This window comes from Planomonospora corallina (assembly GCF_042650625.1).
Lineage (GTDB): Bacteria > Actinomycetota > Actinomycetes > Streptosporangiales > Streptosporangiaceae > Planomonospora_B > Planomonospora_B corallina.
In genome coordinates this window covers 68,163-92,168 of sequence record NZ_JBHSBM010000042.1, presented here as the reverse complement: position 1 = coordinate 92,168, position 24,006 = coordinate 68,163, and the positions used below count along the sequence as shown (strand labels likewise).

Sequence of the window (24,006 nt, the reverse complement as noted above, 5' to 3'; positions counted from 1 at the left end):
CACCGTGCGGTCACACCGTGCGGTTCACATCTTGCGGGAGTACGAGCGGACCGCCAGCGGGGCGAAGACCGCGATGACGACCACGCAGCCGGCGACCGCCCAGCCGACCTCCGCCGTCACGGCCCCGTCGTTGAACAGGTCGCGCACCGCGGAGACGACGTGCGAGACCGGGTTGACCTTCACGAACGCCTCCAGCCAGCCGGGCAGCGTCTCGGCGGGGACGAAGGCGTTGGACAGGAAGGTGAGCGGGAACATGATCATCATCGAGATGCCCTGGACGCTCTGCGCCGAACGCGCCATCGTGCCCAGCCAGGTGAAGATCCACGCCAGCGACCAGCCCGCGAACACGGTGAGGAGGACGCCACCGACGCAGCCGAGCACGCCGCCGCCGGGCCGGTACCCGATGGCCAGGCCGGTGACGAGCGTCAGCACCGACGCGATGCCGTACCGGATCAGGTCGGCGATCATCGGGCCGGCCAGGGGGGCGATCCTCGCGATCGGCAGGGACTTGAAGCGGTCGAAGACCCCCTTGTCCATGTCCTCGCGCAGCTGCACGCCCGTCGCCATGCAGACGGTCAGGGCCGTCTGGGCGAGGATGCCGGGGATCAGCACCGGGAGGTAGTCCGCCACGCTGCCGGAGATCGCGCCGCCGAAGATGAACGCGAACATCGCGGTGAACAGCAGGGGCTGGATGAGGACGTCGAAGAACTGCTCGGGCTTGCGGCGCATCTTCTTCAGGGCCCGCCACGCCATCGCCAGGGTCTGGGCCCAGGAATCCTGGAGCGAGCTGTGGGACGTGGTGCGGGCGACCGCTGCGGACGGGTCGACGCGCCGGGAGCCGGGGGCGGCCCGGACCTCCGGGGCCGCCGGGGCCGCCGGGGGCACTGTGTTCGCGGTGGTCATCGGGCCGCCTCCATCCGGGGTTCGTCGTCGGCGCCGTGGCCGGTCAGCGCCAGGAAGACCTCGTCCAGCGTCGGCTTGGCGACGCTCACCGAGGAGATGCCGAGGCCCGCCTCCCGCAGGCCGATCAGGACGTCCGCGGCCCGGTCCGGGTCGGGGAGGGGGACGTTCATCCGTCCTGACTCCGGGGTCAGGACGGGGTCCTCGCCCAGCAGCCGGCGGACGACGTCCGCGGCCAGGGCGGCGTCGGAGCCGTCCGCGAGGCGGAGCTGCAGGGTCGAGTCGCCGACCTGGGTCTTCAGGGCGTCGGGGGTGTCCTCGGCGACCTTCCGGCCCCGGTCGATCACGGCCACACGGTCGGCCAGCTGGTCGGCCTCGTCCAGGTACTGGGTGGTGAGCAGGATCGTGGAGCCGTCGGTGACCAGCTCGCGGATGGTGTCCCACATCTGGCCCCGGGTCCTCGGGTCGAGGCCGGTCGTGGGCTCGTCCAGGAAGATCAGGGGCGGGCGGGTGATCAGGCTCGACGCGAGGTCCAGGCGGCGGCGCATGCCGCCGCTGAACTGGGACAGGGGGCGGTCGGCCGCCTCCGCCAGGCCGAAGCGCTCGAGCAGGTCGTCGGCGACGGCCCTGGCCCGGGTGCCGGCCAGGCCCTGCAGGCGGGCGAAGAGCCAGAGGTTCTCCCGGGCGGTCAGGTCCTCGTCCACCGAGGCGTACTGGCCGGTGACGCCCACCAGCTGCCGGACGCGGTGCGGTTCCCGCCGGACGTCGACGCCGAAGACCTCCGCGTGGCCGCCGTCGATCGGGAGCAGGGTGGCGAGCATCCGGAGCGTGGTGGTCTTGCCCGCCCCGTTGGGGCCGAGGACTCCGAAGATCTCGCCCTGCCGTACGTGGAGGTCGATCCCGTCCACGGCCCGGATGTCCCCGAACTCCTTGACCAGGTCGTCGGCCCGGACGGCGCTGAGGTCCGCCATGACGCGTCTCCTCTCTCCGCCGGGTACCTCCCGGCGTCTGAGGAGAGCCTCCACGTCGTCGGCTTCATCGCCGCTTCACGCTGGTTTCACCCCCGGCCTGCCGGTTTCACCGGCTCCGGACCCCCTCTCCGGTACGGCGCGCCACCGGCCGTCCTCTTCCCCGGAGGCGACCGGCCACCGTACCCGGACTCGGCCTCGGCGGAGCACCGCCGCCGAGGCCCGTCACGTCCTCCCCGGTCAGGTCAGGCGAGCCGCCAGGCGAGGAGCCCCTCGGGCGCGTCGGCCCGGGTGAAACCCGCCCCGGTCAGCTCCGCTTCGATGGTCTTCCACCGGGGCCGGTAGCCGTAGCCGGTGATCTCGTCCTCGTCGACCACCCTGTCGCCCTCGGTGATCCGGTGGACGAAGCGGGCCTTGAGCGCTTCCTCGCCGGTCTCGAGGATCTCCGACAGGATCGTGTAGGTGTGCCGGCCCACCCGGCGGGAGCTCAGCTCCTGGAGGGGACGCGGTTCCGGGGGAGCGTCGCCGCGCCAGGTGAAGACCAGCAGGCCGCCGGGTTCCAGGTGGGACGCCAGCACCGGCCAGAGCCGCTCGCGGTAATCCGGTTCCAGGGCGTACATCACGTTGATCATCACCATGGCCTCGACCGGCTCGGCCAGGTCCACGCTCAGCGCGTCGCAGGGGAGCACGGTCACCCGCTCGAGCAGCTCCGGGCGCGCGCCCAGCCGGGACAGCAGCACCCCGCGCATCCCGGCCGAGGGCTCCAGCGCGAAGATCTCCGCCGGGGTCCAGTCGGCCAGGGAGACGGTGATCAGACCGGTTCCCGCGCCGATCTCCAGGATGCTCCGCCGTACTCCGGCCAGCAGCGGGGGCAGTTTCCTCCGGATCTCCGGCACGTGCCCGTTCTCGTGAAGCAGGTCGTAGAAGGGGAGGGAGATGAAGTCGGTCATGGCGGGCAACGCTACCCGGGCGGTGCCCCCGCGGGCCATGATCCGCATGCTTCCCGGTGCCGTCGGCGCGGGTACGGCGTGCCCGCACGGCGCCGGGCGCCCGGACCGCGGCCTCCCTGTGCCGTCGGCGCGGGTACGGCGCGGCTCCCGGCGGAGGATTGTCGGCTCCCGCTGCGAGGATCCCTGCGGTTCGGTCCTTCAGGAGAGGCGGGGCGATGAGCGGCGCGACGGCGGGAGAGTACGAATGGCTCCATCAGGAGTTCACCGACGGCGTCGGTGACACCTGGCTCTGCGTGAGCTTCGTGCAGGGCCTGCCGCCCCGCGAGGTGCTGCGCCGGATCGACGTCGTCCCCGGGACCGTCGGTGACTTCGGCGTCGAGGCCTACGCGGCGGGCGGCGGGACGGTCCTGATCGACTACGGGTGGGGCACGTCGGTGGGCGCGGCGCCGGGGCTGCTGTCGTCGGGCACGACGATGGCCGCGGTGTTCTCCAACGTCGGTGACGACGGCTTCAGCCTCCTCGCCGACGGGGAGCCGATCACCAAGTTCGGACTGTACGGCGGCGGCTACGCCTACCGCGACGGGGACCTCCCCGGGCGTCTCCTCCCCGACCTCCGGGAGCTGGGGCTCGACCGCGACGATCCCGCCGACCCCGTCCCCGCGGCCCTCGCCCTCGCCTCCCGCGCCACCGGTGTGCGCTTCACGCGCGGGCACTACGGCCGCGCCGCGCTGAGCGGCGCGAGCGACCACCTCCAGTGAGCCGTGCCCGTGCGGGGCGGGGCCGCCCCGCACGGGCACGGGGCAGGGCACGGAAGGCGCGGTTCAGCGCGGGGCGGCGGCGAGCACGTCGTCGATCTGGCCCATGGCCAGGCGCATGCCCTCCTCCATGCCCATGTCCGCCATCCGCTCGAGCTGCTCGACGCTGGTGAAGGTCGAGACCGTCGTCATGCGCGTCCCGGTCCCGGTCGGCTCGAGCGTGACGACGCCGTGGGTCACGTCCTCGGGGTCGAGGGGCTTGCCGTTCTCGTCGGCGAAGCCGTCGTCGAACTCCAGCCGGTGCGGCGCGTCGATCGTGGTGATCGTCCACCAGCCGTGGGACCTCTGCCCCTCGGGGCCGGTCATGTAGTAGTGAGACCAGCCGCCGACCGTGAAGTCGTGCTGCTCGAAGGTGGCGGGCCAGGTCGGCGGGCCCCACCACCGCTCCAGCAGGCGCGGGTCCTGCCACACCTGCCACACGCGCTCGATGCCGGCGTCGAACTCGGCGACGAACGTGAGCGTCAGCGCCTCGGTGTCCTTGTGCGAGCTGATCACGGTCATGGATCCGCCTCCTCTTCCCGGTCTTCGGTCAGGACCTGTTCGATACCCCGGGCCCGGTGCAGCCAGATCTGCTCGTAGGCGTCGAGCAGGCGGGCCGCCCTGCGGAGCGCCGTCACGTCGCCGTGCACGATCTGCTCCCTCCCGCGCCTGTGCTTGGTGACGAGCGCGGCGCGCTCCAGGACCGCCACGTGCTTCTGCACCGCCGCGAAGCTCATGGGGTAGTGCCGTGCGAGCGCGGACACCGACTGCCCCTCGCGGATCACCCGGGCCATGATGTCGCGGCGGGTGGCGTCCGCCAGAGCGTGGAACACGCGGTCGGCGTCCGCCCCGCTCAACTCATCTACAACCATATGGTTGTACGTTAGCGGCGATCTCCTCCGGAGGCAAGCACGGGCACACCCGTGCCGCACCGCCGCACGGGCGGCCTCCCCGCCCACCGCGCGGATCGCACGGCCATCCCCTCCACGAGCGGTACCGCGTTCGCCCCGGAGTCCCACTCCACCGGCCGACTCTTGCACCACCTATCGATTATCGATATATTTTAATCGTTGTTCGATAGAAGGAGAGGCGATGGGACAACTGACAGTGCTCGCGCTGCGTGCCGTGCTCGCGGTGCTGCTCGCCGGTTCGGTGTTCGTGCAGGCGGTGATCGCACCACTGTGGGCCGCCGACCTGGACGTGCTCCGCCCGGAGTTCGCGTACCTGCGCGCCCCGCTCATCGTGATCCCGTTCCTGGGCGTGGTGACGGTCCAGGTCGTCCTGGTCTGCGTTTGGCGGCTGGTGACGATGGTGCGGCGCGGGACCGTGTTCTCCTCCGCCGCCTTCCGGTACGTGCACATCATCATCGGCGCGATCGTGGCGGCCGCCCTCCTGGTGTTCGCGCTCGCGGTCGTCCTGGCGCCGGGCGACCCCGTCGCCCCGGGTGTGGTCCTGCTGATCTGCGGGGTCGCCCTGGCGGCCCTGGGGGTCGCGCTCATCGTGCTCGTGCTGCGGATGCTGCTCGCCCAGGCCATCGCGCGCGACGCCGAGGCCGCGCAGATGCAGGCCGAGCTGGAGGACGTGATCTGATGCCGATCGTCGTCGACATCGACGTGATGCTGGCCAGGCGGAAGATGTCCGTGGGCGAGCTCGCCGACCGCATCGGGATCACACCCGCCAACCTGGCGGTGCTCAAGAACGGCCGCGCCAAGGCGGTGCGCTTCACGACGCTCGCCGCGCTCTGCGAGGCGCTCGAGTGCCAGCCGGGAGATCTGCTGCGCTGGGAGGCCGCGGACACCGGGGACGCCGCAGGGGCCACCGGCGGGGTCACCGGGGGCACCGGTGGCCCCGGGAGCGCGGTGGACGCCGAGGGCGCCACGGACGCCGTGAACACCGTGAACACCGTGAACGCCGTGGAGAGGTGACGCCGTCGGCGGCGACGGCGGTGGAGGCGGTCATGGAGGCGGCGGTGGAGGCGGCGGTGGAGGCGGTCATGGCGGCGGGAAGGCCTGACTGCCCTCCCCGCGAAGGACCACCGTCCCTGTCTTGAAGGCCGGAAGCGGGGCAGATTGCAGATATGAGGCATTCCTCTCAGGTGAGTGAGTGGCGGACACCGCCGGCGGGTTCCGGCGCGGAGGTCCGGGAGACGGACACGGCGCTGGACGACGTCTTCGAGCAGGCGGCCCGGCGGCCGGACCACGCCGCGGCGAGCCGCCGGGTGGGGGGAGTCTGGACACCGCTCACCTGGCGGGAGCTCGCCGCGGAGGTCGTGGCACTGGCCCGGGGGCTGATCGCCGCGGGGGTCGGGCCCGGGGACCGGGTGGCGCTGATGTCGGCCACCCGGATGGAGTGGATGCTGTGCGACTTCGCCATCTGGGCGGCGGGTGCGGTGACCGTACCGATCTACGAGACCTCGTCGGCGGAGCAGGTGGAGTGGATCCTCGCCGACTCGGGCGCCGTGGCGGTGTTCGCCGGCGACGACAGGTGCGAGGCGGTGGCACGGCAGGCCGTGACGGCCTCCGTACGGCACGTCTGGCACCTGGACCGGCTCGGTGAGGTGACCGGCCCGGGTGAGACGGTCCCGGCCGCCGAGGTGGAGTCGCGCCGCCGGGCGCTGACCTCCGCCGACCTCGCCACGATCGTCTACACCTCGGGCACCACCGGACCGGCGAAGGGCTGCATGCTGACCCACGCGAACCTGGTCGCGGAGGTGCGGAACGTGACGCGGGTCCCGGGCGTCGGCGAGCTGGTCCTGCACGAGGAGTCGTCGGTCCTGCTCTTCCTGCCGCTGGCCCACATCTTCGCGCGCGCCGTCCAGCTGGCCGCCATGCACCGGGGCACGCTCGTCGGCTACAGCCCCAGCCTGAAGGACCTCGCCGCCGACCTGCGGGACTTCCGGCCCACGCTCCTGCTCATCGTGCCCCGGGTGCTGGAGAAGGCCTACAACACCGCGCTGCTCAAGGCGGAGGCCGAGGGCCACGGGAGGATCTTCGCGATGGCCGACGCCACGGCGGTCGCCTACAGCCAGGCACTCGACCGCGGCGGGCCGGGCCCGCTCCTGCGCCTGCGGCGGGCGGTGTTCGACCGCCTGGTCTACCGCAAGCTCCGCGCGGCCATGGGCGGCCGGGCCCGTCACGCGGTCAGCGGCGCCGCCCCCCTCGGCGTCCGCCTGGGACACTTCATGCGCGGCGCCGGGATCACCGTGGTGGAGGGCTGGGGGCTGACCGAGACCACGTCCGGGCACACGATCAACCTGCCCGCCCGTCCGCGGATGGGCACCGTGGGCCCGCCGCTGCCGGGCTACGCCGTACGGGTGGCGCCCGACGGGGAGCTGCTGGTCAAGGGACCGAACGTGTTCCCGGGCTACTGGCGCAACCCGGAGGCCACCGCCGCGTCCTTCGATCCCGACGGCTGGATGCACACCGGCGACTTCGGGGAGGTGGACGGCGACGGGTCCGTGCGCGTCACCGGCCGGAAGAAGGAGATCATCGTCACCGCCTCCGGCAAGAACGTCTCCCCGGCCGTCATCGAGGACCAGCTGCGCGCCCACTGGCTCGTCGACCAGTGCGTCGTCGTGGGCGAGGGCCGGCCGTACGTGGGGGCTCTGATCACGGTGGACGCGGAGGTCTTCCCGCGCTGGAAGCAGGACCACGGCAAGCCGCCGGAGGCGGGCCTGTCCGAGCTGCGCGAGGACCCCGACCTGCTGCGCACGATCCAGGAGGCCGTGGACACGGCCAACCGGGCGGTGTCACGGGCCGAGTCGGTCAGGCGCTTCCGCCTCCTGGACGCCGCCTTCGCCGTCGGCCGGGAGCTCACCCCCACGCAGAAGGTCCGGCGCCACTACGTGCTGGACAGGTACGCCCACGAGGTGGAGGCGCTCTACGGCCCGGCCTGACCGTCCCGCCCCGCCCCCGAGGCCCCGGACCGCGCGCCTCGGCCCCCTCAGAGGTCGCTCAGCGTCCCCTGGTGGAAGTAGAGCCGCCAGCCCTGCCCGGTACGGCGCCAGATCGAGCTGCGCCGTGCCCGGCGGCCGCCGGGGTCGGTGACGTAGGTCAGATGGACGACCCCGGGGGCGAGGACCGTGGCCCGCATGCCGGTCGCGGTGATCGGCTCCACCGCCGGGTCCGGGTCTTGGGAGAGCGCGGTGAGCATCGATTCGCGGTCCCAGAGCCGCCCGGAGGCGCCGATCTCGGTGAACTCCGGGTCCAGGAGCTCGCCCGCGAGCGCCGCCGAGGAGCGGACCTCCGGGTCGAGGAGCCGGAGCTCTCCCGCGATCGCGGCCCGGACCGCGTCCTCGGATCCGTCCGTCATGTGATCGATCCTTCGGCGGCGCCCGGGCGGTCATTCACCGGTGCGCAGCCCCTTCAGGCGTTCGGCGCGGAAACGGATCTCCTCGAACCGCACGGTGCAGCCCTCCCCCGTGGGACTCTGCGCGAGGAAGCCGCACTCGAGGTCCCCGTCGAGCGCGAAGTACCTGACGAGGTGCCAGAAGCCGGTCCCCGGATCGGCGTGGAAGGCGAAGGCCGTACCGATGCGGGAGATCCGCAGCCGGACGTCGTCGCCCTCCACCGGGAAGGAGTTGCAGTCGTCGGACACCCCGCGGGTGACGACCGAGACGATCGTCGGCCTGCCCTGCGGAGAGAGCTCCAGGCAGAGCTTGGCCCAGCGGCCGGCGTCGCCGTACAGCAGCAGGACACCCGCGTCGTAGGTGGCCCGGGTGTCGAGCCGGACCCGCGCGCTGAGCATGAAGTCCCCGTCCAGCCGGCCGACGAGGGCGGGCGCGTCGGCGAAGCGGTCCGGGCCGCCGGGATCGGAGAACAGGTCGGTGCGGGCGCCCGCGCCGACGACGAGAGTGTCCTCACCCTCGACCTTCCAGCTCTCCGGACGGTTCAGCAGGCGCAGTGGAACGGGTACGGCGGGCAGATCGGCTGTCTCGTTCACGGGGACTTCCTCCCGGGGAGTACGGCAGGGCAGATTCCGATCATGACAAAGGAGAGGGGAGGCCGGTACCCCGTTCCCGCGGCGGGCGCCTCGGCGGAGTGATCCGCCGGAGAGATCCGGGCGAGAAAATTCTCCGATCCCGGTGTAACAAAGCGGCTCGCATGCGACTCTCATCCAGCGAACGGCACAGACCGAAAGGATCGGGACAATGAGCGACTTCGTGGCGAGCGACTACATCGACTACGACGGCGACGGCGACACCGACGCCCAGCTGATCGACTACGACGGCGACGGCCGGGCCGACGAGGAGCGCTACGACACCAACGGCGACGGCATCACCGACGTCGTCTACCTCGACCACGACGGCGACGGCTACGTCGACGAGACCCGCGTCGACCTCAACGCCGACGGCGTCGCCGACTACGTCGAGGGCGGCCCCTTCCAGGCCTGACCCCCGCCCGCCCGTCCGCACCGGGATTCCGCGACCGCGGATCCCGGTCGGCGCGTGGGTCACGACCGGCACGTGGGTCACGACCGGCACGTGGGTCACGACCGGCACGTGGGTCACGACCGGCACGTGGGTCACGGGCTGACGGCGAGGAAAAGGAAGCACGCGAGCAGGACCAGGTGCACCCCGCTCTGCAGCATGGTCGCCCGGCCGGGGACCACCGTCAGGGTCCCCACGACGACCGTCAGCCCCAGCAGCACCATGTGCGTGGCGTCCAGGCCGAGCACCAGCCTTCCGTCGAGCCAGAGCGAGGCGACGGCGATCGTCGGGATGGTGAGACCGATGCTGGCCATCGCCGAGCCCAGCGCGAGGTTGAGGCTGATCTGCACCCGGTCCCGGAGCGCGGCCCGCACCGCGGCGAGGGTCTCGGGGAGCAGCACCAGCAGCGCGATCACCACTCCCACCACCGAGTGGGGCAGCTCCGCGGCCGTGACCGCCGCCTCGATCGCCGGGGACTCGGTCTTCGCCAGCCCGACGACGGCGACGAGCGAGACCAGCAGCATGCCGAGGCTCAGCACGGCGCTCCGCGCCGACGGCGGAGCGGCGTGCTCGTCGACGACGTCCCCACCGACCGTGATCGGCAGGAAGTAGTCGCGGTGCCGGACGGTCTGCGTGATGACGAACATCCCGTACAGCGTGATCGAGGCCACCGCGGCGAACCCCAGCTGGGCCGGGGAGAACTCCGGTCCCGGCGTGCTCGTGGTGAAGGTCGGCAGCACCAGGCTCACCGTGGCGAGCGTCGCCACGGTGGCGAGCATGCCGCCGGCGCCCTCGGCGTTGAACATCGCGACCCTCCCGCCGATCGTCCTGGCCATCAGCGACAGGCCGACGATCCCGTTGCAGGTGATCATCACCGCGGCGAAGACCGTGTCCCGGGCCAAGGAGGCCGTCCCCGGGCCGCCGGAGACCATCAGGCTGACGATCAGCCCCACCTCGATCACCGTCACCGCCACCGCGAGGACGAGGGAGCCGAACGGCTCGCCGACCCGGTGCGCGACCACCTCCGCGTGGTGCACCGCCGCGAGCACGGCGCCCGCCAGGAACACCCCCAGGATCAGCGCCCCGGCGACCGAGAGTTCCCGCCCCCAGGCCAGGGCGAGTGCCACGATCGCGAGCACGGGGACGACCGAACTCCACGAGACGGCAGGAAGGCGGACCATGTGCCTCATCCTGCCCAGCCAGGCAGAGTCCATGACGGGCCGCTGACGGGCGCCGACCCGCGCATCCGGCACCGGTCCCCCGGGACCCGATCCCGTACGGCGGAGCCCGCCCCTGCGCGCGGGGCTCAGTCCTGCACGGGGCCCAGTCCTGCACGGGGCTCAGTCCTGCACGGCGAGACGCAGTCCGAAGCCGACCACGACGAGCCCCGTCAGCTGGTCCAGGCCGCGCCTGACCGCCGGCCGGCTCAGCCAGCCGCGCAGCAGGGCGGTGAACCCGACGAGCAGGAGACTCCACAGCAGCCCCTCGCACACGTGGACGCCCGCGAGCAGCAGCCCCATCACCGCGTGCGGCACACCCTCTGGCATGAACTGGGGGATCATCGCGACGTAGAAGACGCCCACCTTCGGGTTGAGGAGGTTGGTGACCACACCCCGCCGGAAACCGGAGAGGAACCCGCCCGCCGCGGGCCCGGCCGCCTCCTGCGCGGCCCCGGCCGCTCTACGGCTCTCCCAGAGCATGCGGGCGCCCATCCAGATCAGGTAGGCGGCGCCCGCCCAGCGCAGGACGTCGTAGGCGAGCCGGGAGGCGGCCAGGACGGCGGAGACGCCCGCCGCGGAGAGCACGCCCCAGGTGAGCGTCCCGGCCTGGATGCCGAGGACCACCCCCCAGGCGGAGCCCCGCCCGGCCAGCAGGGAGGTGCGCAGCACGAGCGCCGTGTCGACGCCGGGAGTGATCGTCAGGAAGCCCACGACGACGGCGAACGAGGCGAGCGCGGTGATGATGTCCACGGCCTTCATCGTAGGGACCGGCACCGGGACGCCCCACCGCCGTCTCGCCGCACCGTCCCTTCCCGGCGGCCCTGCCATCCGCCCCTTCCCGGCCGCCGGGACGAGACGGTCAGGACGAGGCGGTCATGACAGGGCTGCCGGGACGAGGCGGTCACGGCAGAACGGTCACGGCAGAACGGTCACGGCAGAACGGTCACGGCAGGGCTGCGGTGACCCGGTCGCGGAGCGGGACGTCGTGACCGGGAGTCGCGCACAGCGTCACGGCCAGGCCGTCCTCGGCGGACTCCGCCAGGATCTCCAGCAAGGTGGCGAACCGTCCGGGGGGGTCGGCGGCGAGCAGGTCCTCCGCGTGCTCCACGACCAGGGCGACGATCCCGTCCCGGGCCGTCACATCGCGCAGGCAGTCGGTGAGGGCGTCCCAGTTGCGGCCGAAGTGGGCGGGGAACCGCAGGGCCCGGGCCACCTCCTCGAAGAAGGCGGCCCGGGTCCGGCACGCGCGCCCGTCGACGACCGCCGGCGCCGGTCCGGTGGAGATCGTCAGCCAGTGCGGCAGCGGACGTGCGTCGGATGTCATGGAGGTCCTAGAGCCGGTAGAAGTCGGTGTAGTGGTTGGGCGAGAACCAGACCGCGCCCGTGCTGCGGTTGACGACGATCCGGTACGCGTCACGCGAGGCGCCCTTCGCCCGCGAGTACACGTCGTACTCGTGGTAGGTGGCCCCGCCGGGAAGCTGCCCCTCCCGGTTGTAGAAGCGTCCGCCGGCGAAGTTGTACCTGCCGTCCGGCCAGGAGTGCCAGGTGCGGGTGGTGGGGTAGCCCTTACCCGCCCAGATCGACGCGGCCGAGCGCGCGTCGGAGCAGCGGGAGATGGTGCAGGAGTTGTGGACCGAGGCCTCGGCGGGGACGACCCCGACCAGGGCGGTCAGGGACACGAGGGCGGCGAGCACGACGGCGAGCCGCGCCGGCCAGGACACTCTCTGGGCGTGCAGGGTGCGCAAGAGGACCTCCTTGCGGACGGAACCGGCGGAAGCGACGGAACCAAGGGAGACGGACATTCATTTGATCACCCTCCACTCCCGGCGATAAAGGCAAAGGTCGCCAAAGGCACAGTGAACTCTTCGCGGCACCGGGCCGACATCGGAGCGACCCGGCCGGCGTCAGCCTCATCCGACCCCGCACCCCGGCCTCTCCCCGCCCTGACCTCTCCCCACCCTGGCCTCTCCACCGGCCCCGCACCCCGACCCCTTCGCCGGCCCACCGCCTCCTCTCACCGGGATCTCCGGCCGCGCGAGACGCCCTGGAGTCCCGGTACGGCGTGCGGGGCGAACCTTTTCCGGCAATTCCCCCCACCGAGCCCGTGACCTTGGCAAAGTTATTTGAGATAAGTCGGTAAAAGACGCGCACCTGGCTTACAAGTGCGTCAAAATTTCCTTACCGGGTCTGTTCGCCCCTTGTGAAGCCGAGGTCCCGATGCGGAAGATGCTGCCGCGCATGAGCGCCGAATCCCTGCCCGAGCGCCTCGACGACCTTCCCGTGAACGCCAAGGACTTCCTCCAGCTCGTCACCGTGGACTTCGCCGGGACCTACAACGTCTACCTCGCGGCCAAGGACGAGCGCATCAAAATGACCCGGCTCTCCATGAGCCTGCTCTCCGCCCCCTTCGCCGCCGCCATAGCGCTGGCGAGCGCGAAGGTCGTCAGCCCGGCGCTGCTCACCTCCTGGAGCACCGTGCCGTGGTACCTGTTCGCGACCACCGCCGCGTTCGGCTTGCTGAGCGTGCTGCCGTTCCTGCGGCTGATCGAGGCGGTGAACGCGCACATGCGCACCGCGCGGGCGATCAACAACTTCCGGCTGCTCTACGTGGTCCAGCTCAAGGACCACTTCTCCGGCCTGGGCTGGTCGCCGAACCTGCCGGTGGACCCCCGCTACCCGGAGACCTACGCCCCGCTGGCCTGGCCGGGGATCAACGTGATGATGCTGGCCCTGGTCAACTCCACCTACATCGCGGTCGGCCTGCTCGGCATGGCCGGGGCCGATCCCACCACGACCCTGCTCCTGCTGGTCATCGCACTGCTCACCCTGGTCCACTACCTCGTCTACTACGTGCGCTCCAACGTCTCCCGCCAGCGCCGGCTCCCGCAGAACCCGTTCCATTTCCCCAACGTGGAGACCTGATGGCCGATCTCCTCCGACGATTCGCGACCTGTGGGGAGAGCTGGGTGTGGCTGATGCGCCACGTGCGGGACGAGGGCGGGCCCGCCGAGGACGACCGGGGACCGGTCATCGAGGCGCCGGCCGTACTGTTCGAGATCGACCGGATCGGCTGGGACGACCCGGTCCTGGCGGCGTACGGCGACGCTGGGAAGACCGCCCTGTACGCCAGCAAGTTCACCGAGGTCACGGTCGTTCCGCCGTTCAAGTACAGCTACGGCGGACGGCTCCGCCGGCTGCTCGGCACCGACCAGCTCTCCTGGGTCTCCGGCCTGCTGCGCGCCCGGCCGTACAGCAAGAGCGCCTGGATCTCGCTGACCGTGCCCGGCGAGCGGCCGGACGCCGTGCCCTGCCTGACCAGCCTGGCCTTCCGGCTGAGGGACGGGCGGCTGGTCATGACCGCGGCGTTCCGGTCGCAGAACGTGCTCACGTCCTACCTGAACTACGTACCCCTGCGTAGTATCCAGAGCGAGGTCGCCGACGACCTCGGGGTCGGATGTGGGTCAACGAGGGTCTTCATCGACGTTCCGCACATCTACGTCGCCGACGCGGCGACGGTCGAGGAGATCCTCCGGCGTTCGGAGCACGATGGGCTCGGCGAGGGCGAGGACAGCGGCGAGGGGTCACCAGGTCCTGCTGGTCGATCTGGACGGGACCGTGGTCGACTACGCCCGGACCGAGGACGGGGCGCTCCGTGAGGTGCACCGCCGCTTCTTCCGCGGCGCCCTGCCGGATCTCCCGGTGTTCCTGCGCGCCTTCCACACGGCCAACGAGCCCCTGTGGGCCGCCTACCGCGAGCGCCGGATCGAGCTGTCCGAGCTGCGCCTGGAGCGCTGGGCCCGGCTGGGCGCGGGTCCGGGGGTGGCCGCCGCGTTCGAGGAGGCCCTGGGTCGCAACACGGTGCTGTTCCCTGAGGCGCGCGGGGCCCTGCGGCGGCTTTCGCGGCGCTTCCGGCTGGCGCTGGTGACCGACGGCATCGCCCGCGTCCAGCGGGTCAAGCTCCGCCGCACGCGGATCGAGCGGTTCTTCGAGCACGTCGTGATCGCGCCCGAGGTGGGCCTGCGCAAGCCGGACGGCGCGCTGCTCCACCACGCCCTGGCGCTGCTGGAGGCCAAGCCCGACGACGCCCTGATGGTCGGCGACTCCCCGGTGAGCGACGGCGGGTGCGCGCGGGAGGCCGGGGTCGGCTTCTGCTGGGTGAACCGGACCGGCGTGCGGCCCGTGCCCGGCGTCCCCGTCCAGCGGATGGTCCCCCACCTGGGACTTCTCTGAGCCTCCTCTGGACTTCCGGCCACCTCTGAGCCTCGCGGGAGCGTCCCCGGCACGCTCCGCCGGAGCCGCCGGTGCGGCGGCGGCGGCGCAGGTCCGCCCCCGGACCCACCGTGGCCCCCGAGCCCCACCACGGACCCCGGACACGGTACGGACCCACCGCGGACCCCGGACACGGCACGGTGGATGCTGTGGCATCGTCGCAGGGGTGTTCCCGCCCGGATGAGAGGTGTCCGACGTTGACCTACGAGCTGGATCTCGCCGTCCGCACCGCCGTTGCCGCGGGCCGGTTGATCACCGAGTACTCGGCCGAGGGCAGGGCGCTGGCCGACTACCGGGGCGGGTTCGAGCCGGTCACCGTGGCGGACCTCGCCTCCGACGGCCTGATCCGCGACTCCCTGCCCGGACGGGTCCTGTCCGAGGGGGACGTCTCCCCTCTTCCCGGCCCCGGCGGCCTCAGTGACCTCGGCGACCTCGACGACCTCGACGGGCCGCTCTGGATCGTGGACCCGATCGGCGGTGCCGCCGACTTCTCCCGCGGCCACCGCCACGTGACCGTCTCCATCGCCTACGCCGTCGACGGGCAGGTGCGCGCCGGGGTCGTGCACGCGCCGTTCCTGGACGAGACCTTCACCGCCGTCCGGGGGCGCGGGGCGTTCCTGAACGGCAGGCCGATCCGGGCCGGCGAGCCGGAGGGTCTGGGACGGTCGGTCGTCGGCGCGGTTCTCCCGTCCCGCGGCCCGGGCAGGGAGCCGCTCGGCCTCCCGCCCGGTGGGCCCGGCACGGAGCCCGCGGGCCCGTCCGGCAGGTCCGGCGCGGAGCCCGGAGCAGGTCTGTCCCCCGGCGCCTCCAACGCGCGGCCCGTGGCTGACCCGTCCCCCGGCGGGTCCGGTGTGGAGGCGGTGGTGGAGCGGGTACGGCGACTGCTCACCCGTTGCGAGGGCGTCCGCAGCTCCGGCGCGCCCTCGCTGGACGTCTGCTGGACGGCCTGCGGGCGCCTGGACGCCTGCACCGGCACGCTCCGCCCCTGGGAGGTGGCCGCCGCCGGGCTGGTCGCCACCGAGGCCGGGGCCCGGCGCGGCAACCTCGCCCCGGGCCCGCTCCCGCCGGACCTGGACGGCGAGGGCCTCGTCGTGGCCGCCCCGGCCGTCTACGGCGAATTGATGACCTTGCTGTCCGATTAGTGCAATACCTACCGGTATGGTCGGCGCGTGAGTGGAACGAACATCTATCGCGCCGTGCTGGTCGTCGCGGGACTGGCGGGACTGGTCTGCACCTGGATCTCCGGCAACGAGCCGCTGATCTACTTCACGGTGCAGAGCAACATCATGCTGACGGCCTACTACGCCTGGCAGCTCTCCGGCCGGGGTGCGCCGTCGGCCTCCCTCAAGGGCGCGGTGACCCTGTTCATCTCGATCACGGGCCTGGTCTACCACTTCATGCTGGCCCACGGCGCCAGCCCGCTGGGGCTGCTCCCCGACGGCCGGGGCGACGACGTCAGCCAGATGGGCAGCCTGCTGCTGCACTACGTGACGCCGGCCATGGCCTTCGCCGACTGGCTGCTCTTCGACCGCGCCCTGCGCCCCGGCTGGGCCGGGCCGCTGCTCTGGCTGGCCTACCCGCTCGCCTACCTCGTCTTCGCGCTGACCCGCGGCGCCCTGCTCGAGCCGGGCGCCGAGCGCCGCTACCCCTACCCGTTCCTCGACGTGGACCGGCTCGGCTACGACGGGGTCGCGCTCCAGGCGGTCGTCCTCACCGCCGCCTTCGCCGTCCTCGGCTACGCCGTCGTCGCCCTGCACCGCCTGGTCTCCCGTACGGCGCGGCCCCGGCTCACGCCGGAGGCCGGGACCGCGGGCTGACCGGCCCCGCGCACGGCGCGGCCCCGGTCCCGCACGGGAGACCGGGGCCGCGGAACGACCGGCCGCTCAGTTGAAGCGGCGCAGGCGGAGACTGTTGCTGACCACGAAGACCGAGGAGAACGCCATCGCGGCGCCGGCGATCATCGGGGTGAGCAGGCCCAGCGCGGCCAGCGGCAGGGCGGCCACGTTGTAGGCGAAGGCCCAGAACAGGTTGCCCCTGATGGTGGCCAGCGTCCGGCGCGACAGGCGGATCGCGTCGGCGGCCACCCGCAGGTCACCGCGGACCAGCGTCAGGTCGGAGGCCTCGATCGCGACGTCGGTGCCGGTGCCCATCGCCATGCCGAGGTCGGCCTGGGCCAGCGCGGCGGCGTCGTTGACGCCGTCGCCGACCATGGCGACCGTACGGCCCTCGGCCTGCAGCCGCTTGACCACGTCCACCTTGTCGGCGGGCAGCACATCGGCGATGACCTCGTCGATGCCGACCTCCGCGGCGACCTGGCGGGCCACCGTCTCGTGGTCGCCGGTGAGCAGGACCGGGCGCAGCCCGAGCCGGCGCAGCTCGGCGATCGCCTCGGCCGAGGTGGGCTTGACCACGTCGGCCACGGTGAGGACCGCGCGGGCCTCGCCGTCCCAGCCGACCGCGACGGCGGTCTCGCCCCGGGCCTGCGCCTCGGTCATCGCCCGCTCCAGCTCGGCGGGCAGGTGCTGCGACCACTCGGCCAGCAGCTGCGGGCGGCCGACGAGCACGGCGTGGCCGTCCACGATCCCCTGCACACCCAGGCCCTCGACGTTGGCGAAGTCCTCGACCTTCGCGGTGGAGGAGGCGGCGCGGGCGATCGCCTGGGCGATCGGGTGCTCGGAGGCCGACTCCAGGGCCCCGGCGAGCCGCAGGACCTCCTCGCGGCCGGTGCCGCCGGCGGTGACGACGTCCTTGAGGGTCATCTTGCCCGAGGTCACGGTGCCGGTCTTGTCCAGCACGATCGTGTCCACCCGGCGGGTCGACTCCAGCACCTCCGGCCCCTTGATCAGGATGCCGAGCTGGGCGCCGCGGCCGGTTCCGACCATCAGCGCGGTCGGCGTGGCCAGGCCCAGCGCGCAGGGGCAGGCGATGATGAGCACCGCGACCGCGGCGGTGAAGGCGGCGGCCGTGCCGTTGCCGGTGCCGAGCCAGAAGCCGAGGGTGGCGAGGGCGAGGGCGATCACGATCGGCACGAACACCCCGGAGATGCGGTCGGCCAGCCGCTGCACGGCGGCCTTGCCGTTCTGCGCCTCCTCCACCAGGCGGGCCATCTGGGCGAGCTGGGTGTCGGAGCCGACCCGGGTGGCCCGGACCACGAGCCGCCCGCCGGCGTTCACGGTCGCGCCGACCACGGCGTCGCCGGGGCGGACCTCCACCGGGACCGACTCGCCGGTCAGCATCGAGGCGTCCACCGCCGAGGAGCCCTCCTCGACCACGCCGTCGGTGGCGATCTTCTCGCCGGGCCGGACCAGGAACAGGTCGCCGGCCGTGAGCTTCTCGACCGGGACGGTCTTCCCGGAGGCGAGCGTGACCTCCTTGGCGCCCATCGAGAGCAGCGCGCGGAGCGCGGCGCCGGCCCGCCGCTTGGAGCGGGCCTCGAAGTAGCGGCCGGCCAGGATGAAGGCGGTCACCCCGGCGGCGGCCTCGAGGTAGATGTTGCCCGAGCCGTCGCCCCGGGTCAGGGCGAACTCGAAGCCGTGCCGCATGCCCGGCATGCCGGCCGTACCGAAGAACAGTGCCCACAGCGACCAGCCGAAGGCGGCGACGGTGCCGAGCGAGACCAGGGTGTCCATGGTGGCCGTGCCGTGGCGCAGGTTGGTCCAGGCCGCCCTGTGGAACGGCCAGCCTCCGTAGACCACGACGGGCCCGGCCAGGGCGAGCGAGAGCCACTGCCAGTTGTCGAACTGCAGCGCCGGGATCATCGCCATCGCGATGACCGGGACGGAGAGCACGAGCGAGGTGACCAGCCGCTGGCGGAGCGGGGCGAGCTCGTCGCGCTCGGCCGCCTCCGGCGCCGCCTCCGCCTCGGGGGCGGGGGGAAGCTCGGCGGTGTAGCCGGCCTTCTCCACCTCGGCGACCAGGTCCTCGGGGCTGACGCCGTCGGAGTAGACGACCTTGGCCTTCTCGGTGGCGTAGTTGACCGTGGCGGTCACGCCGTCGAGCTTGTTCAGCTTGCGCTCGATCCGGTTGGCGCACGACGCGCACGTCATGCCGCCGATGGCCAGCTCGATCTCGCCGCCGCCCGCGGGCGGCCTGGTGGTGGTCACGGACATGACCTCTCCTGTCACTCGTCACTCAATCGTGCGCGGCGCGCGGCCGCGAGTGGTAATCGGGGGTCCCCGTCTCCTCCGGGGGCGGGTACGGTCGCCCGCCCGGCCGGGGGAGGACGGGGCGGCCGCGCTCAGTGGCAGCCGCCGGAGCCGCAGCAGGAGTCCGCCTGCCCGTCCGCGATCCCGCCCGCCGGCAGGAGGTCGATGACCGGGAGCCCGGTGGCGGGGGCCGTGGGGGCTTCCGCGGCCGGGGCGCCGGCGCGTCCGGTGAGCTCGTAACCCGCCTCGTCCACGGCGGCGCCGACGGCGGCGTCATCCAGCGGGCCCTGGCTGGTCACGGTGACCAGCTTGGCCGCCAGGTCGACGTCCACGCCGGTCACGCCGGGCACCCGGCCCACCTCGGCGGTCACCGAGCTGACGCAGTGGCCGCAGGTCATGCCCTCGACGCGGTAGGTGGTCACGGTGGTCACGGTGGTCACGGTGGTCGCGGTGGTCGCGGTGGTCATGGTGTTCTCTTCCTCTCGAGTGGTCTCATCGGTCGTTCCGTGAGCGGTCTTATGACACGAGTGGTCTTATGGCGTGAGCGGCCCTGTGACGCGGGCCGCCCCGCGGCCGGCGCCGCGGCGGCGCTCCCGGCGGTGCTCCGCGCGGGTGGCCGTCAGGACCGGACCAGGCGGGCGATGGCGTCGCCGGCCTCGCGGAGCTTGCTCTCAGCCTCGTCGCCGCCCCGGGTGACGGCCTCGGCGACGCAGGTCCGCATGTGCTCGTCGAGCAGGTCCAGGCTGAACGCCTGCAGTGCCCGGGTGACGGCGGAGACCTGCGTCAGGATGTCGATGCAGTATCTGTCCTCGTCGACCATGCGCTGCAGGCCGCGCACCTGGCCCTCGATCTTGCGGAGGCGGCGCAGGCGGTCGTCCTTGCGATGGGTGTGTCCGGTCATGTCGTTCCCTCCCATCCCTGCCAACACCTTACCCCCCCAGGGTATTCCGGTCAGTGATCGTGCCCGTCGCCGGCGTGTCCGTCGTCTCCGGACGCGGGCTTCGCCTTCCCCGTCCCCTCCCCGGCGGGCGGCTCCTGCGGCCCTTCCTTCGCCCCCTCCTCCGGCTCCGACGCCGGCCCGGCCGGCGCGTCCGCGGTGGCCGCGGTGAACTCGGCGGTCCGCACGGTGCCGCCGTGCTTGAAGTCCAGGAACAGCCGGTAGGCCCCCGGGCTGGGCACCTCCGCGTGGAAGGTGATGCCGGGCCCGGCCGCGGTCTTCCCGTCGCCGGGCTCGCCGCCGGGATGGACGTGCAGGTAGGCCAGGTCGCCGTCGCGGAGCGCGACGAGGTGGCCGTAGGCGCCGAGGTAGGGCTCCAGGTCGGTGACGGGCTCTCCGTCCCTGCTCACCGAGAGCGTGAGCCCGCTCGACCGCCCGGCGACCAGGTCGCCGGCGAGTGTGACCGTGTAGCCGTCCACGGTGGCGGTGCGCGCGGTCTCCCCGAGAGTCTCCGGCCGGTAGTCGCCGGGGGCCGACAGGTCCATGCCGAGCGTCATGCCCGCCTTCCCCCCGGGGGCGAAGTCGGCGAACGCGCGGTACTCCCCCGGCTCGGGCAGGGTCAGCGGCACCGACCAGGTGCCGTCGGCCGCCATCTCCGGGTGGAGGTGCTGGAAACCGGTCAGGTCGCGGCGGACCACGATGAAGTGCAGCTCCTTCTCGTGCTGCGGGGTGAACCGGGTCACCGGCCGGCCGTCGGGGCCGGTCACCGAGAAGCGGAAGTCCGCCTCCTCTCCCGGCTCCACGACGTCGGTCCGCGGCGTCAGCGTGTATCCGCCCGCCGACACCTGGAGCCCGCCCGGCACCCCTGCGGCCCCGCCGGACGCCGCCGGGGCGGCGGGGGCGGCGGCATGGTCCGTGCCGTGGGAGGCCCCGGCCGTGGTGCGGGAGGCCTCGGCCGCGGTGTCCCCGATCGGCCCGACGGCCCTGCCGACGCCCAGGGCCCCGCCGAACACCGCCGCCAACCCGAGCACGTACGCGCCCACCTTGGTTGCGCCGTTCATCTCCGCCTCCTTCGTTCATACCCCTATAGGGTATCTCGACATCCCCAACATGCCACACCCGGACAGGATTCCGCAACCCCGGGGGGGTATGTCTCGGAGGAGGGCGGACCGCCTCGGCACACGGACGGCGCCGGCGGACCCGGGACCGGCTCCTCGGCGAGGGCCGGTCCTCCGGCGGCGGAGGCGTCCCTCACCTCGCAGATCCCGCCGCCGGCGGGCCTGTCAGGCGGGGAGCCTCCTGACCCGCTCGGAGGCCGGGTCGTAGAGGGGTTCCGCCGCCACGACGGCGTCCACCCAGACGCCGGTGACGCCGATCCGGACGCGGGTGCCGGGGGCGGTGCCGGCCGGGAGATAGGCGTAGGCGATCGAGCGGTCCACGCGGTGGCCGTACCCGCCGCTCGTCACGCGGGAGGCGGGCGCGCCGTCCAGCCGGACCGGCTCGCCGCCCAGGCAGACCTCGGCGGGGTCGTCGAGGACCAGGCAGCACAGCCGCCGGGCGGGCTCGGCGAGCGCGGCCCGGCCGAGGAAGTCCTTGTCCCGGGCCACCGCGAAGCCCAGGCCCGCCTCCAGCGGGGTGGTCTCCGGGGTGATGTCCAGGCCCCAGACCCGGTAGCCCTTCTCCAGCCGCATCGAGTCGATCGCCCGGTAGCCGGCCGGGCGCATGCCGTACGGCGCGCCGGCCTCCATGAGCACGTCCCAGAGCGTGAGCCCGTACTCCGACGGGCAGTACAGCTCCCAGCCGAACTCGCCGACGAACGTCACCCGCTGGGCGAGCACCGGGACGTTCCCGACGCTGATCTCCCGCGCCCGCATGTACCCGAAGGACAGGTCGTCGGGGGAGAGCGAGCCGAGGACGTCGAGGGCGCGCGGGCCCCACAGGCAGTAGCAGGCGTGGGCGGAGGTGACGTCCCGCGCCTCCAGCCCGTGCCCGCGCAGCAGCGCGGCGTCGTGCACGCCGAACGCGGTCCCGGTGACCAGGCGGAAGCGGTCGGCGGCCAGCCGGGTGACGGTCAGGTCGGCCTCGACGCCGCCGCGGGCGTTCAGCAGCTGGGTGTAGACGACCGAGCCGACGGGCCGGTCCAGCTGCGCGGCGCAGGCCCGCTGGAGCCGCTCCAGCGCGTCCGGCCCGCACACCTCCAGCTTGGCGAAGGAGGTCTGGTCGAACAGCCCCGCCGCGTCCCGGGTGGCCAGGCACTCGGCGCGCACGGCGGGAGACCAGACCCGTCCCGCCCACCCCCGGGGCCTGTGCTCCCCCGCCGCGCCCGGCGCGGCGTTCGAGGCGAACCAGTCGACCCGCTCCCAGCCGGCCTTCTCCCCGAAGACGGCGCCCAGCTCCGCGTGCCGCGCCCAGGCGGGGGAACGGCGCAGCGGCCGGGCGGCGGTGCGCTCCTCACCCGGGTAGACGATGTCGTAGTACTTCGAGTAGGAGTCCAGCGCCCTGGCCCGGGCCCAGGAGGCGGAGCGGGCGTGGCCGCCGAAGCGGCGCAGGTCCATGCCGAACAGGTCGTACTCCGGCGCGCCGTCCACGATCCACTCGGCCATGACCTTGCCCACGCCGCCCGCCGCGGCCAGCCCGTGCACGCAGAACCCGGCCGCCGCCCACAGGCCCCGCACCGCGGTCGGGCCGAGCAGGAACTCCCCGTCCGGGGTGAACGCCTCCGGCCCGTGCACCACCCGCACGATCCCCGTACGGCCCAGCGCCGGGACCCGCCGCACCGCCGAGTCCCACGACTCCTGGAACTTCGGCATGTCGGCGGGGAAGAGCGTGCGAGGCTCGTCCAGCGGGGCGGGTGTGTCCCAGACCTCGGGGCTCCTGACGTAGCCGCCGACGAGGATGCCCCCGCCCTCCTCGCGGAAGTACACGATGTTGTCCGGGTCCCGCACCGTGGGAACGGACGGCGAGACTCCGAAGGGCTCGGTGACGACGTACTGGTGCTTGATCGGAACGACCGGGATGTCCACCCCCGCCAGCCGCCCGAGCGACCCGCTGGCCGCCCCGGCGGCGATGACGACCGTCTCGGCCCGGACGGTCCACTCCTCCTCCGGGGCCGGTGCGCCCTCCGGGGCCCGGAGGCCCCGCGGGTCCTCCGGAGGCCACGGCCCTCGCCGGCCCGCCGCCGGACCGGCCCCCGCCCCGGCGCCGTCCCGGGCGGCCAGCCGCACGCCGGTGACCGCGCCCCCGGCGACGTCGAACCCGGTCACCCGGGTCCCGGTGAGGATCCGCACGCCCAGCTTCTCCGCCCCGGCCGCCAGGGCCCGGGCCAGCAGCGCCGGGTCGAGCCGGCCGTCGCCCGGCAGCCAGAGCGCGGCCCGCACGTCCGCCGTCTCCAGCAGCGGCAGCATCTCCCCCGCCCGCGCGCCGGAGACCACCTCCACGTCGAGCCCGTAGGTCTCGGCGGCCCCCGCCAGGCGCAGCGACTCCTCCACCCGCTCGGGCGTGGTCGCCAGCCGGAGCCCGCCCACCCCGCGCCAGCCGGGGTCCAGGCCGGTGAGCCCGGCCAGCTCGGGATAGAGGCCCGCCGAATACATGATCATCTTTGTCTGGGTGACGGTGGAGCGGAGCTGGCCCACGAACCCGGCCGAGTGCCAGGTGGTCCCCTCGGTGAGCTCGTGCCGCTCCACCAGGAGCACCTCGCTCCAGCCGAGCCTCGCCAGGTGGTAGGCGACGCTGCAGCCGGCCACGCCGCCGCCGATCACGACGGCCCGCGCGGAGCCGGGAAGTCTCACGTCCGGTCCCCCCTGTGACGTTCTCTGTGACGTTCTCTGCGACGGCCTCTGTGGCGGCCTCTGCGACGGCCTCTGTAACGACTCGTCCGCAGAATCGGATCAATGGTCTGAAGGTAGGCCAAAGGAGTGCGGCATGCCAGACGCTCTCTCGCACATCCTGACGCTTGTCCGCGACTGGGCCGGACAACCCGTCACCGAGACGCCCCTCAAAGGCGGCCTCAGCCACCGGGTCTCCCGGCTGGAGGCCGCCGACGGGCGTCGCTGGCTGCTGCGGGTCCTCGACCCGCGCGTCTCGGCCGCCGGTCTCGGCATCCCCCTGGAGCAGGAGATCACCAACACCCTGCGGGCCGCCGAGGCGGGGGTCGGCCCGCGGGTCCTGCACCGCATGCCCGGCGCCCTGCTGCTGGAGTACCTCGACGGCGTCACGCTGGACGCGCAGGCGGTTCGGGAGTCGCCGGAGCCGATCGCGGCGGCCTGCCGTCGCCTGCACGCGGGGCCCCGGTTCGCGAACGACTTCTCCGTCTTCCGGAAGCTGGAGGAGTTCCTCGCCCTCTGCCGGGAGCACGGCCTGCGCGTCCCCGGCGGCTACGAGGACGTGCTCCCGGCG

24 protein-coding genes and 3 pseudogenes are annotated in these 24,006 nt (G+C 73.1%); 11 read left to right on the top strand and 16 right to left on the bottom strand.

Annotated elements, in window-relative coordinates; translation table 11 throughout:
* Positions 1-24: 24 nt before the first annotated feature.
* The 3 genes from ACFOWE_RS28975 to ACFOWE_RS28965 all read right to left on the bottom strand — a co-directional run bounded on the left by ACFOWE_RS28975 (position 25) and on the right by ACFOWE_RS28965 (position 2,818).
* Complete coding sequence (locus ACFOWE_RS28975; protein ID WP_377293390.1) at positions 25-903, bottom strand: ABC transporter permease; 879 nt, start codon at positions 901-903, stop codon at positions 25-27.
* On the bottom strand, positions 900-1,871 hold the full coding sequence (locus tag ACFOWE_RS28970; protein WP_377293388.1) for an ATP-binding cassette domain-containing protein: 972 nt from the start codon (positions 1,869-1,871) through the stop codon (positions 900-902). Before ACFOWE_RS28970 ends, ACFOWE_RS28975 begins: the two co-directional genes overlap by 4 nt.
* Before the next feature lie 242 nt (positions 1,872-2,113).
* The gene (locus ACFOWE_RS28965) at positions 2,114-2,818 is read right to left on the bottom strand and encodes a class I SAM-dependent methyltransferase (RefSeq protein ID WP_377293386.1); all 705 of its coding nucleotides are present in this window, start codon (positions 2,816-2,818) and stop codon (positions 2,114-2,116) included.
* A gap of 215 nt (positions 2,819-3,033) precedes the next feature.
* Here ACFOWE_RS28965 and ACFOWE_RS28960 point away from each other — a divergent pair, with 215 nt between their 5' ends.
* Complete coding sequence (locus ACFOWE_RS28960) at positions 3,034-3,576, top strand: DUF6461 domain-containing protein (protein WP_377293384.1); 543 nt, start codon at positions 3,034-3,036, stop codon at positions 3,574-3,576.
* 63 nt (positions 3,577-3,639) lie between these two features.
* Here ACFOWE_RS28960 and ACFOWE_RS28955 read toward each other — a convergent pair whose 3' ends face one another.
* Both ACFOWE_RS28955 and ACFOWE_RS28950 read right to left on the bottom strand, forming a co-directional pair.
* Positions 3,640-4,134 carry an SRPBCC family protein gene (locus ACFOWE_RS28955; RefSeq protein WP_377293382.1) on the bottom strand — a complete coding sequence of 165 codons (495 nt, stop codon included), beginning with the start codon at positions 4,132-4,134 and terminating at the stop codon, positions 3,640-3,642.
* Positions 4,131-4,484 (bottom strand): ArsR/SmtB family transcription factor, encoded by a 354-nt coding sequence (locus tag ACFOWE_RS28950; protein WP_377293380.1) that lies wholly within the window; start codon positions 4,482-4,484, stop codon positions 4,131-4,133. Before ACFOWE_RS28950 ends, ACFOWE_RS28955 begins: the two co-directional genes overlap by 4 nt.
* Before the next feature lie 220 nt (positions 4,485-4,704).
* Between ACFOWE_RS28950 and ACFOWE_RS28945 the strand changes: the two genes are divergently transcribed.
* The 3 genes and pseudogenes from ACFOWE_RS28945 (at position 4,705) to ACFOWE_RS28935 (ending at position 7,507) form a co-directional block, all read left to right on the top strand.
* On the top strand, positions 4,705-5,202 hold the full coding sequence (locus ACFOWE_RS28945; protein WP_377293378.1) for a DUF2975 domain-containing protein: 498 nt from the start codon (positions 4,705-4,707) through the stop codon (positions 5,200-5,202).
* Positions 5,202-5,399 (top strand): annotated as a pseudogene (locus ACFOWE_RS28940) (helix-turn-helix domain-containing protein); the annotation flags it as partial. The gene ACFOWE_RS28945 and the pseudogene ACFOWE_RS28940, both read left to right, overlap by 1 nt.
* A 308-nt stretch (positions 5,400-5,707) precedes the next feature.
* A complete protein-coding gene (locus tag ACFOWE_RS28935; RefSeq protein WP_377293376.1) occupies positions 5,708-7,507 on the top strand; it encodes an AMP-dependent synthetase/ligase in 1,800 nt (599 codons plus the stop codon).
* Positions 7,508-7,554: 47 nt separating this feature from the next.
* On the opposite strand, the gene ACFOWE_RS28930 is transcribed toward ACFOWE_RS28935, so the two are convergent.
* A complete protein-coding gene (locus ACFOWE_RS28930; RefSeq protein WP_377293374.1) occupies positions 7,555-7,923 on the bottom strand; it encodes a nuclear transport factor 2 family protein in 369 nt (122 codons plus the stop codon).
* Between the two features lie 30 nt (positions 7,924-7,953).
* Positions 7,954-8,553 (bottom strand): DUF1349 domain-containing protein, encoded by a 600-nt coding sequence (locus ACFOWE_RS28925; protein ID WP_377293373.1) that lies wholly within the window; start codon positions 8,551-8,553, stop codon positions 7,954-7,956.
* A gap of 208 nt (positions 8,554-8,761) precedes the next feature.
* On the opposite strand from ACFOWE_RS28925, the gene ACFOWE_RS28920 reads away from it, so the two are divergent.
* Positions 8,762-9,004, top strand: coding sequence for a hypothetical protein (locus ACFOWE_RS28920; protein WP_377293371.1), 243 nt, complete (start codon positions 8,762-8,764; stop codon positions 9,002-9,004).
* A gap of 131 nt (positions 9,005-9,135) precedes the next feature.
* Here ACFOWE_RS28920 and ACFOWE_RS28915 read toward each other — a convergent pair whose 3' ends face one another.
* The 4 genes from ACFOWE_RS28915 to ACFOWE_RS28900 form a co-directional block, all read right to left on the bottom strand.
* Positions 9,136-10,221, bottom strand: coding sequence for a calcium:proton antiporter (locus ACFOWE_RS28915; protein ID WP_377293369.1), 1,086 nt, complete (start codon positions 10,219-10,221; stop codon positions 9,136-9,138).
* Positions 10,222-10,380: 159 nt separating this feature from the next.
* Positions 10,381-11,019, bottom strand: a complete 639-nt coding sequence (locus ACFOWE_RS28910; protein WP_377293367.1) for a LysE family translocator — start codon at positions 11,017-11,019, stop codon at positions 10,381-10,383.
* Between the two features lie 184 nt (positions 11,020-11,203).
* Positions 11,204-11,584, bottom strand: a complete 381-nt coding sequence (locus tag ACFOWE_RS28905; protein WP_377293365.1) for a barstar family protein — start codon at positions 11,582-11,584, stop codon at positions 11,204-11,206.
* A gap of 7 nt (positions 11,585-11,591) precedes the next feature.
* The gene (locus tag ACFOWE_RS28900) at positions 11,592-12,005 is read right to left on the bottom strand and encodes a ribonuclease domain-containing protein (protein WP_377293363.1); all 414 of its coding nucleotides are present in this window, start codon (positions 12,003-12,005) and stop codon (positions 11,592-11,594) included.
* Positions 12,006-12,498: 493 nt separating this feature from the next.
* On the opposite strand from ACFOWE_RS28900, the gene ACFOWE_RS28895 reads away from it, so the two are divergent.
* The 5 genes from ACFOWE_RS28895 to ACFOWE_RS28875 all read left to right on the top strand — a co-directional run bounded on the left by ACFOWE_RS28895 (position 12,499) and on the right by ACFOWE_RS28875 (position 16,346).
* The gene (locus ACFOWE_RS28895; RefSeq protein WP_377293361.1) at positions 12,499-13,182 is read left to right on the top strand and encodes a hypothetical protein; all 684 of its coding nucleotides are present in this window, start codon (positions 12,499-12,501) and stop codon (positions 13,180-13,182) included.
* Positions 13,182-13,916: a thymidylate synthase gene (locus tag ACFOWE_RS28890; protein WP_377293359.1), complete on the top strand. Its 735-nt coding sequence runs from the start codon at positions 13,182-13,184 to the stop codon at positions 13,914-13,916. The genes ACFOWE_RS28895 and ACFOWE_RS28890 overlap by 1 nt, the downstream gene beginning before the upstream one ends.
* Positions 13,876-14,490, top strand: a complete 615-nt coding sequence (locus tag ACFOWE_RS28885; RefSeq protein WP_377293357.1) for an HAD-IA family hydrolase — start codon at positions 13,876-13,878, stop codon at positions 14,488-14,490. The genes ACFOWE_RS28890 and ACFOWE_RS28885 overlap by 41 nt, the downstream gene beginning before the upstream one ends.
* Before the next feature lie 236 nt (positions 14,491-14,726).
* A complete protein-coding gene (locus ACFOWE_RS28880) occupies positions 14,727-15,671 on the top strand; it encodes an inositol monophosphatase family protein (protein ID WP_377293355.1) in 945 nt (314 codons plus the stop codon).
* Positions 15,672-15,698: 27 nt separating this feature from the next.
* Positions 15,699-16,346: a Pr6Pr family membrane protein gene (locus ACFOWE_RS28875; protein WP_377293353.1), complete on the top strand. Its 648-nt coding sequence runs from the start codon at positions 15,699-15,701 to the stop codon at positions 16,344-16,346.
* Positions 16,347-16,412: 66 nt separating this feature from the next.
* On the opposite strand, the gene ACFOWE_RS28870 is transcribed toward ACFOWE_RS28875, so the two are convergent.
* The 5 genes and pseudogenes from ACFOWE_RS28870 to ACFOWE_RS28850 all read right to left on the bottom strand — a co-directional run bounded on the left by ACFOWE_RS28870 (position 16,413) and on the right by ACFOWE_RS28850 (position 23,399).
* A complete protein-coding gene (locus ACFOWE_RS28870; protein WP_377293351.1) occupies positions 16,413-18,638 on the bottom strand; it encodes a heavy metal translocating P-type ATPase in 2,226 nt (741 codons plus the stop codon).
* A gap of 260 nt (positions 18,639-18,898) precedes the next feature.
* Positions 18,899-19,141 (bottom strand): annotated as a pseudogene (locus ACFOWE_RS28865) (heavy-metal-associated domain-containing protein); the annotation flags it as partial.
* Positions 19,142-19,293: 152 nt separating this feature from the next.
* A complete protein-coding gene (locus ACFOWE_RS28860; protein ID WP_377293349.1) occupies positions 19,294-19,575 on the bottom strand; it encodes a metal-sensitive transcriptional regulator in 282 nt (93 codons plus the stop codon).
* Positions 19,576-19,625: 50 nt separating this feature from the next.
* On the bottom strand, positions 19,626-20,672 hold the full coding sequence (locus ACFOWE_RS28855) for a hypothetical protein (RefSeq protein ID WP_377293347.1): 1,047 nt from the start codon (positions 20,670-20,672) through the stop codon (positions 19,626-19,628).
* A gap of 222 nt (positions 20,673-20,894) precedes the next feature.
* Positions 20,895-23,399, bottom strand: coding sequence for a GcvT family protein (locus tag ACFOWE_RS28850; protein ID WP_377293345.1), 2,505 nt, complete (start codon positions 23,397-23,399; stop codon positions 20,895-20,897).
* Between the two features lie 133 nt (positions 23,400-23,532).
* On the opposite strand from ACFOWE_RS28850, the pseudogene ACFOWE_RS28845 reads away from it, so the two are divergent.
* Positions 23,533-24,006, top strand: a pseudogene (locus ACFOWE_RS28845) (hypothetical protein); the annotation flags it as partial.

Excerpts from the sequence above, each read along its gene's own strand:
- ACFOWE_RS28930 (WP_377293374.1), bottom strand. The coding sequence starts at position 7,923 with ATGACGGACGGATCCGAGGACGCGGTCCGGGCCGCGATCGCGGGAGAG.
- ACFOWE_RS28870 (WP_377293351.1), bottom strand. The coding sequence starts at position 18,638 with ATGTCCGTGACCACCACCAGGCCGCCCGCGGGCGGCGGCGAGATCGAG.
- ACFOWE_RS28955 (WP_377293382.1), bottom strand. The coding sequence starts at position 4,134 with ATGACCGTGATCAGCTCGCACAAGGACACCGAGGCGCTGACGCTCACG.
- ACFOWE_RS28855 (WP_377293347.1), bottom strand. The coding sequence starts at position 20,672 with ATGAACGGCGCAACCAAGGTGGGCGCGTACGTGCTCGGGTTGGCGGCG.
- ACFOWE_RS28920 (WP_377293371.1), top strand. The coding sequence starts at position 8,762 with ATGAGCGACTTCGTGGCGAGCGACTACATCGACTACGACGGCGACGGC.
- ACFOWE_RS28910 (WP_377293367.1), bottom strand. The coding sequence starts at position 11,019 with ATGAAGGCCGTGGACATCATCACCGCGCTCGCCTCGTTCGCCGTCGTC.
- ACFOWE_RS28915 (WP_377293369.1), bottom strand. The coding sequence starts at position 10,221 with ATGGTCCGCCTTCCTGCCGTCTCGTGGAGTTCGGTCGTCCCCGTGCTC.
- ACFOWE_RS28860 (WP_377293349.1), bottom strand. The coding sequence starts at position 19,575 with ATGACCGGACACACCCATCGCAAGGACGACCGCCTGCGCCGCCTCCGC.
- ACFOWE_RS28965 (WP_377293386.1), bottom strand. The coding sequence starts at position 2,818 with ATGACCGACTTCATCTCCCTCCCCTTCTACGACCTGCTTCACGAGAAC.
- ACFOWE_RS28975 (WP_377293390.1), bottom strand. The coding sequence starts at position 903 with ATGACCACCGCGAACACAGTGCCCCCGGCGGCCCCGGCGGCCCCGGAG.
- ACFOWE_RS28905 (WP_377293365.1), bottom strand. The coding sequence starts at position 11,584 with ATGACATCCGACGCACGTCCGCTGCCGCACTGGCTGACGATCTCCACC.
- ACFOWE_RS28895 (WP_377293361.1), top strand. The coding sequence starts at position 12,499 with ATGAGCGCCGAATCCCTGCCCGAGCGCCTCGACGACCTTCCCGTGAAC.
- ACFOWE_RS28960 (WP_377293384.1), top strand. The coding sequence starts at position 3,034 with ATGAGCGGCGCGACGGCGGGAGAGTACGAATGGCTCCATCAGGAGTTC.
- ACFOWE_RS28945 (WP_377293378.1), top strand. The coding sequence starts at position 4,705 with ATGGGACAACTGACAGTGCTCGCGCTGCGTGCCGTGCTCGCGGTGCTG.
- ACFOWE_RS28970 (WP_377293388.1), bottom strand. The coding sequence starts at position 1,871 with ATGGCGGACCTCAGCGCCGTCCGGGCCGACGACCTGGTCAAGGAGTTC.
- ACFOWE_RS28950 (WP_377293380.1), bottom strand. The coding sequence starts at position 4,484 with ATGGTTGTAGATGAGTTGAGCGGGGCGGACGCCGACCGCGTGTTCCAC.
- ACFOWE_RS28890 (WP_377293359.1), top strand. The coding sequence starts at position 13,182 with ATGGCCGATCTCCTCCGACGATTCGCGACCTGTGGGGAGAGCTGGGTG.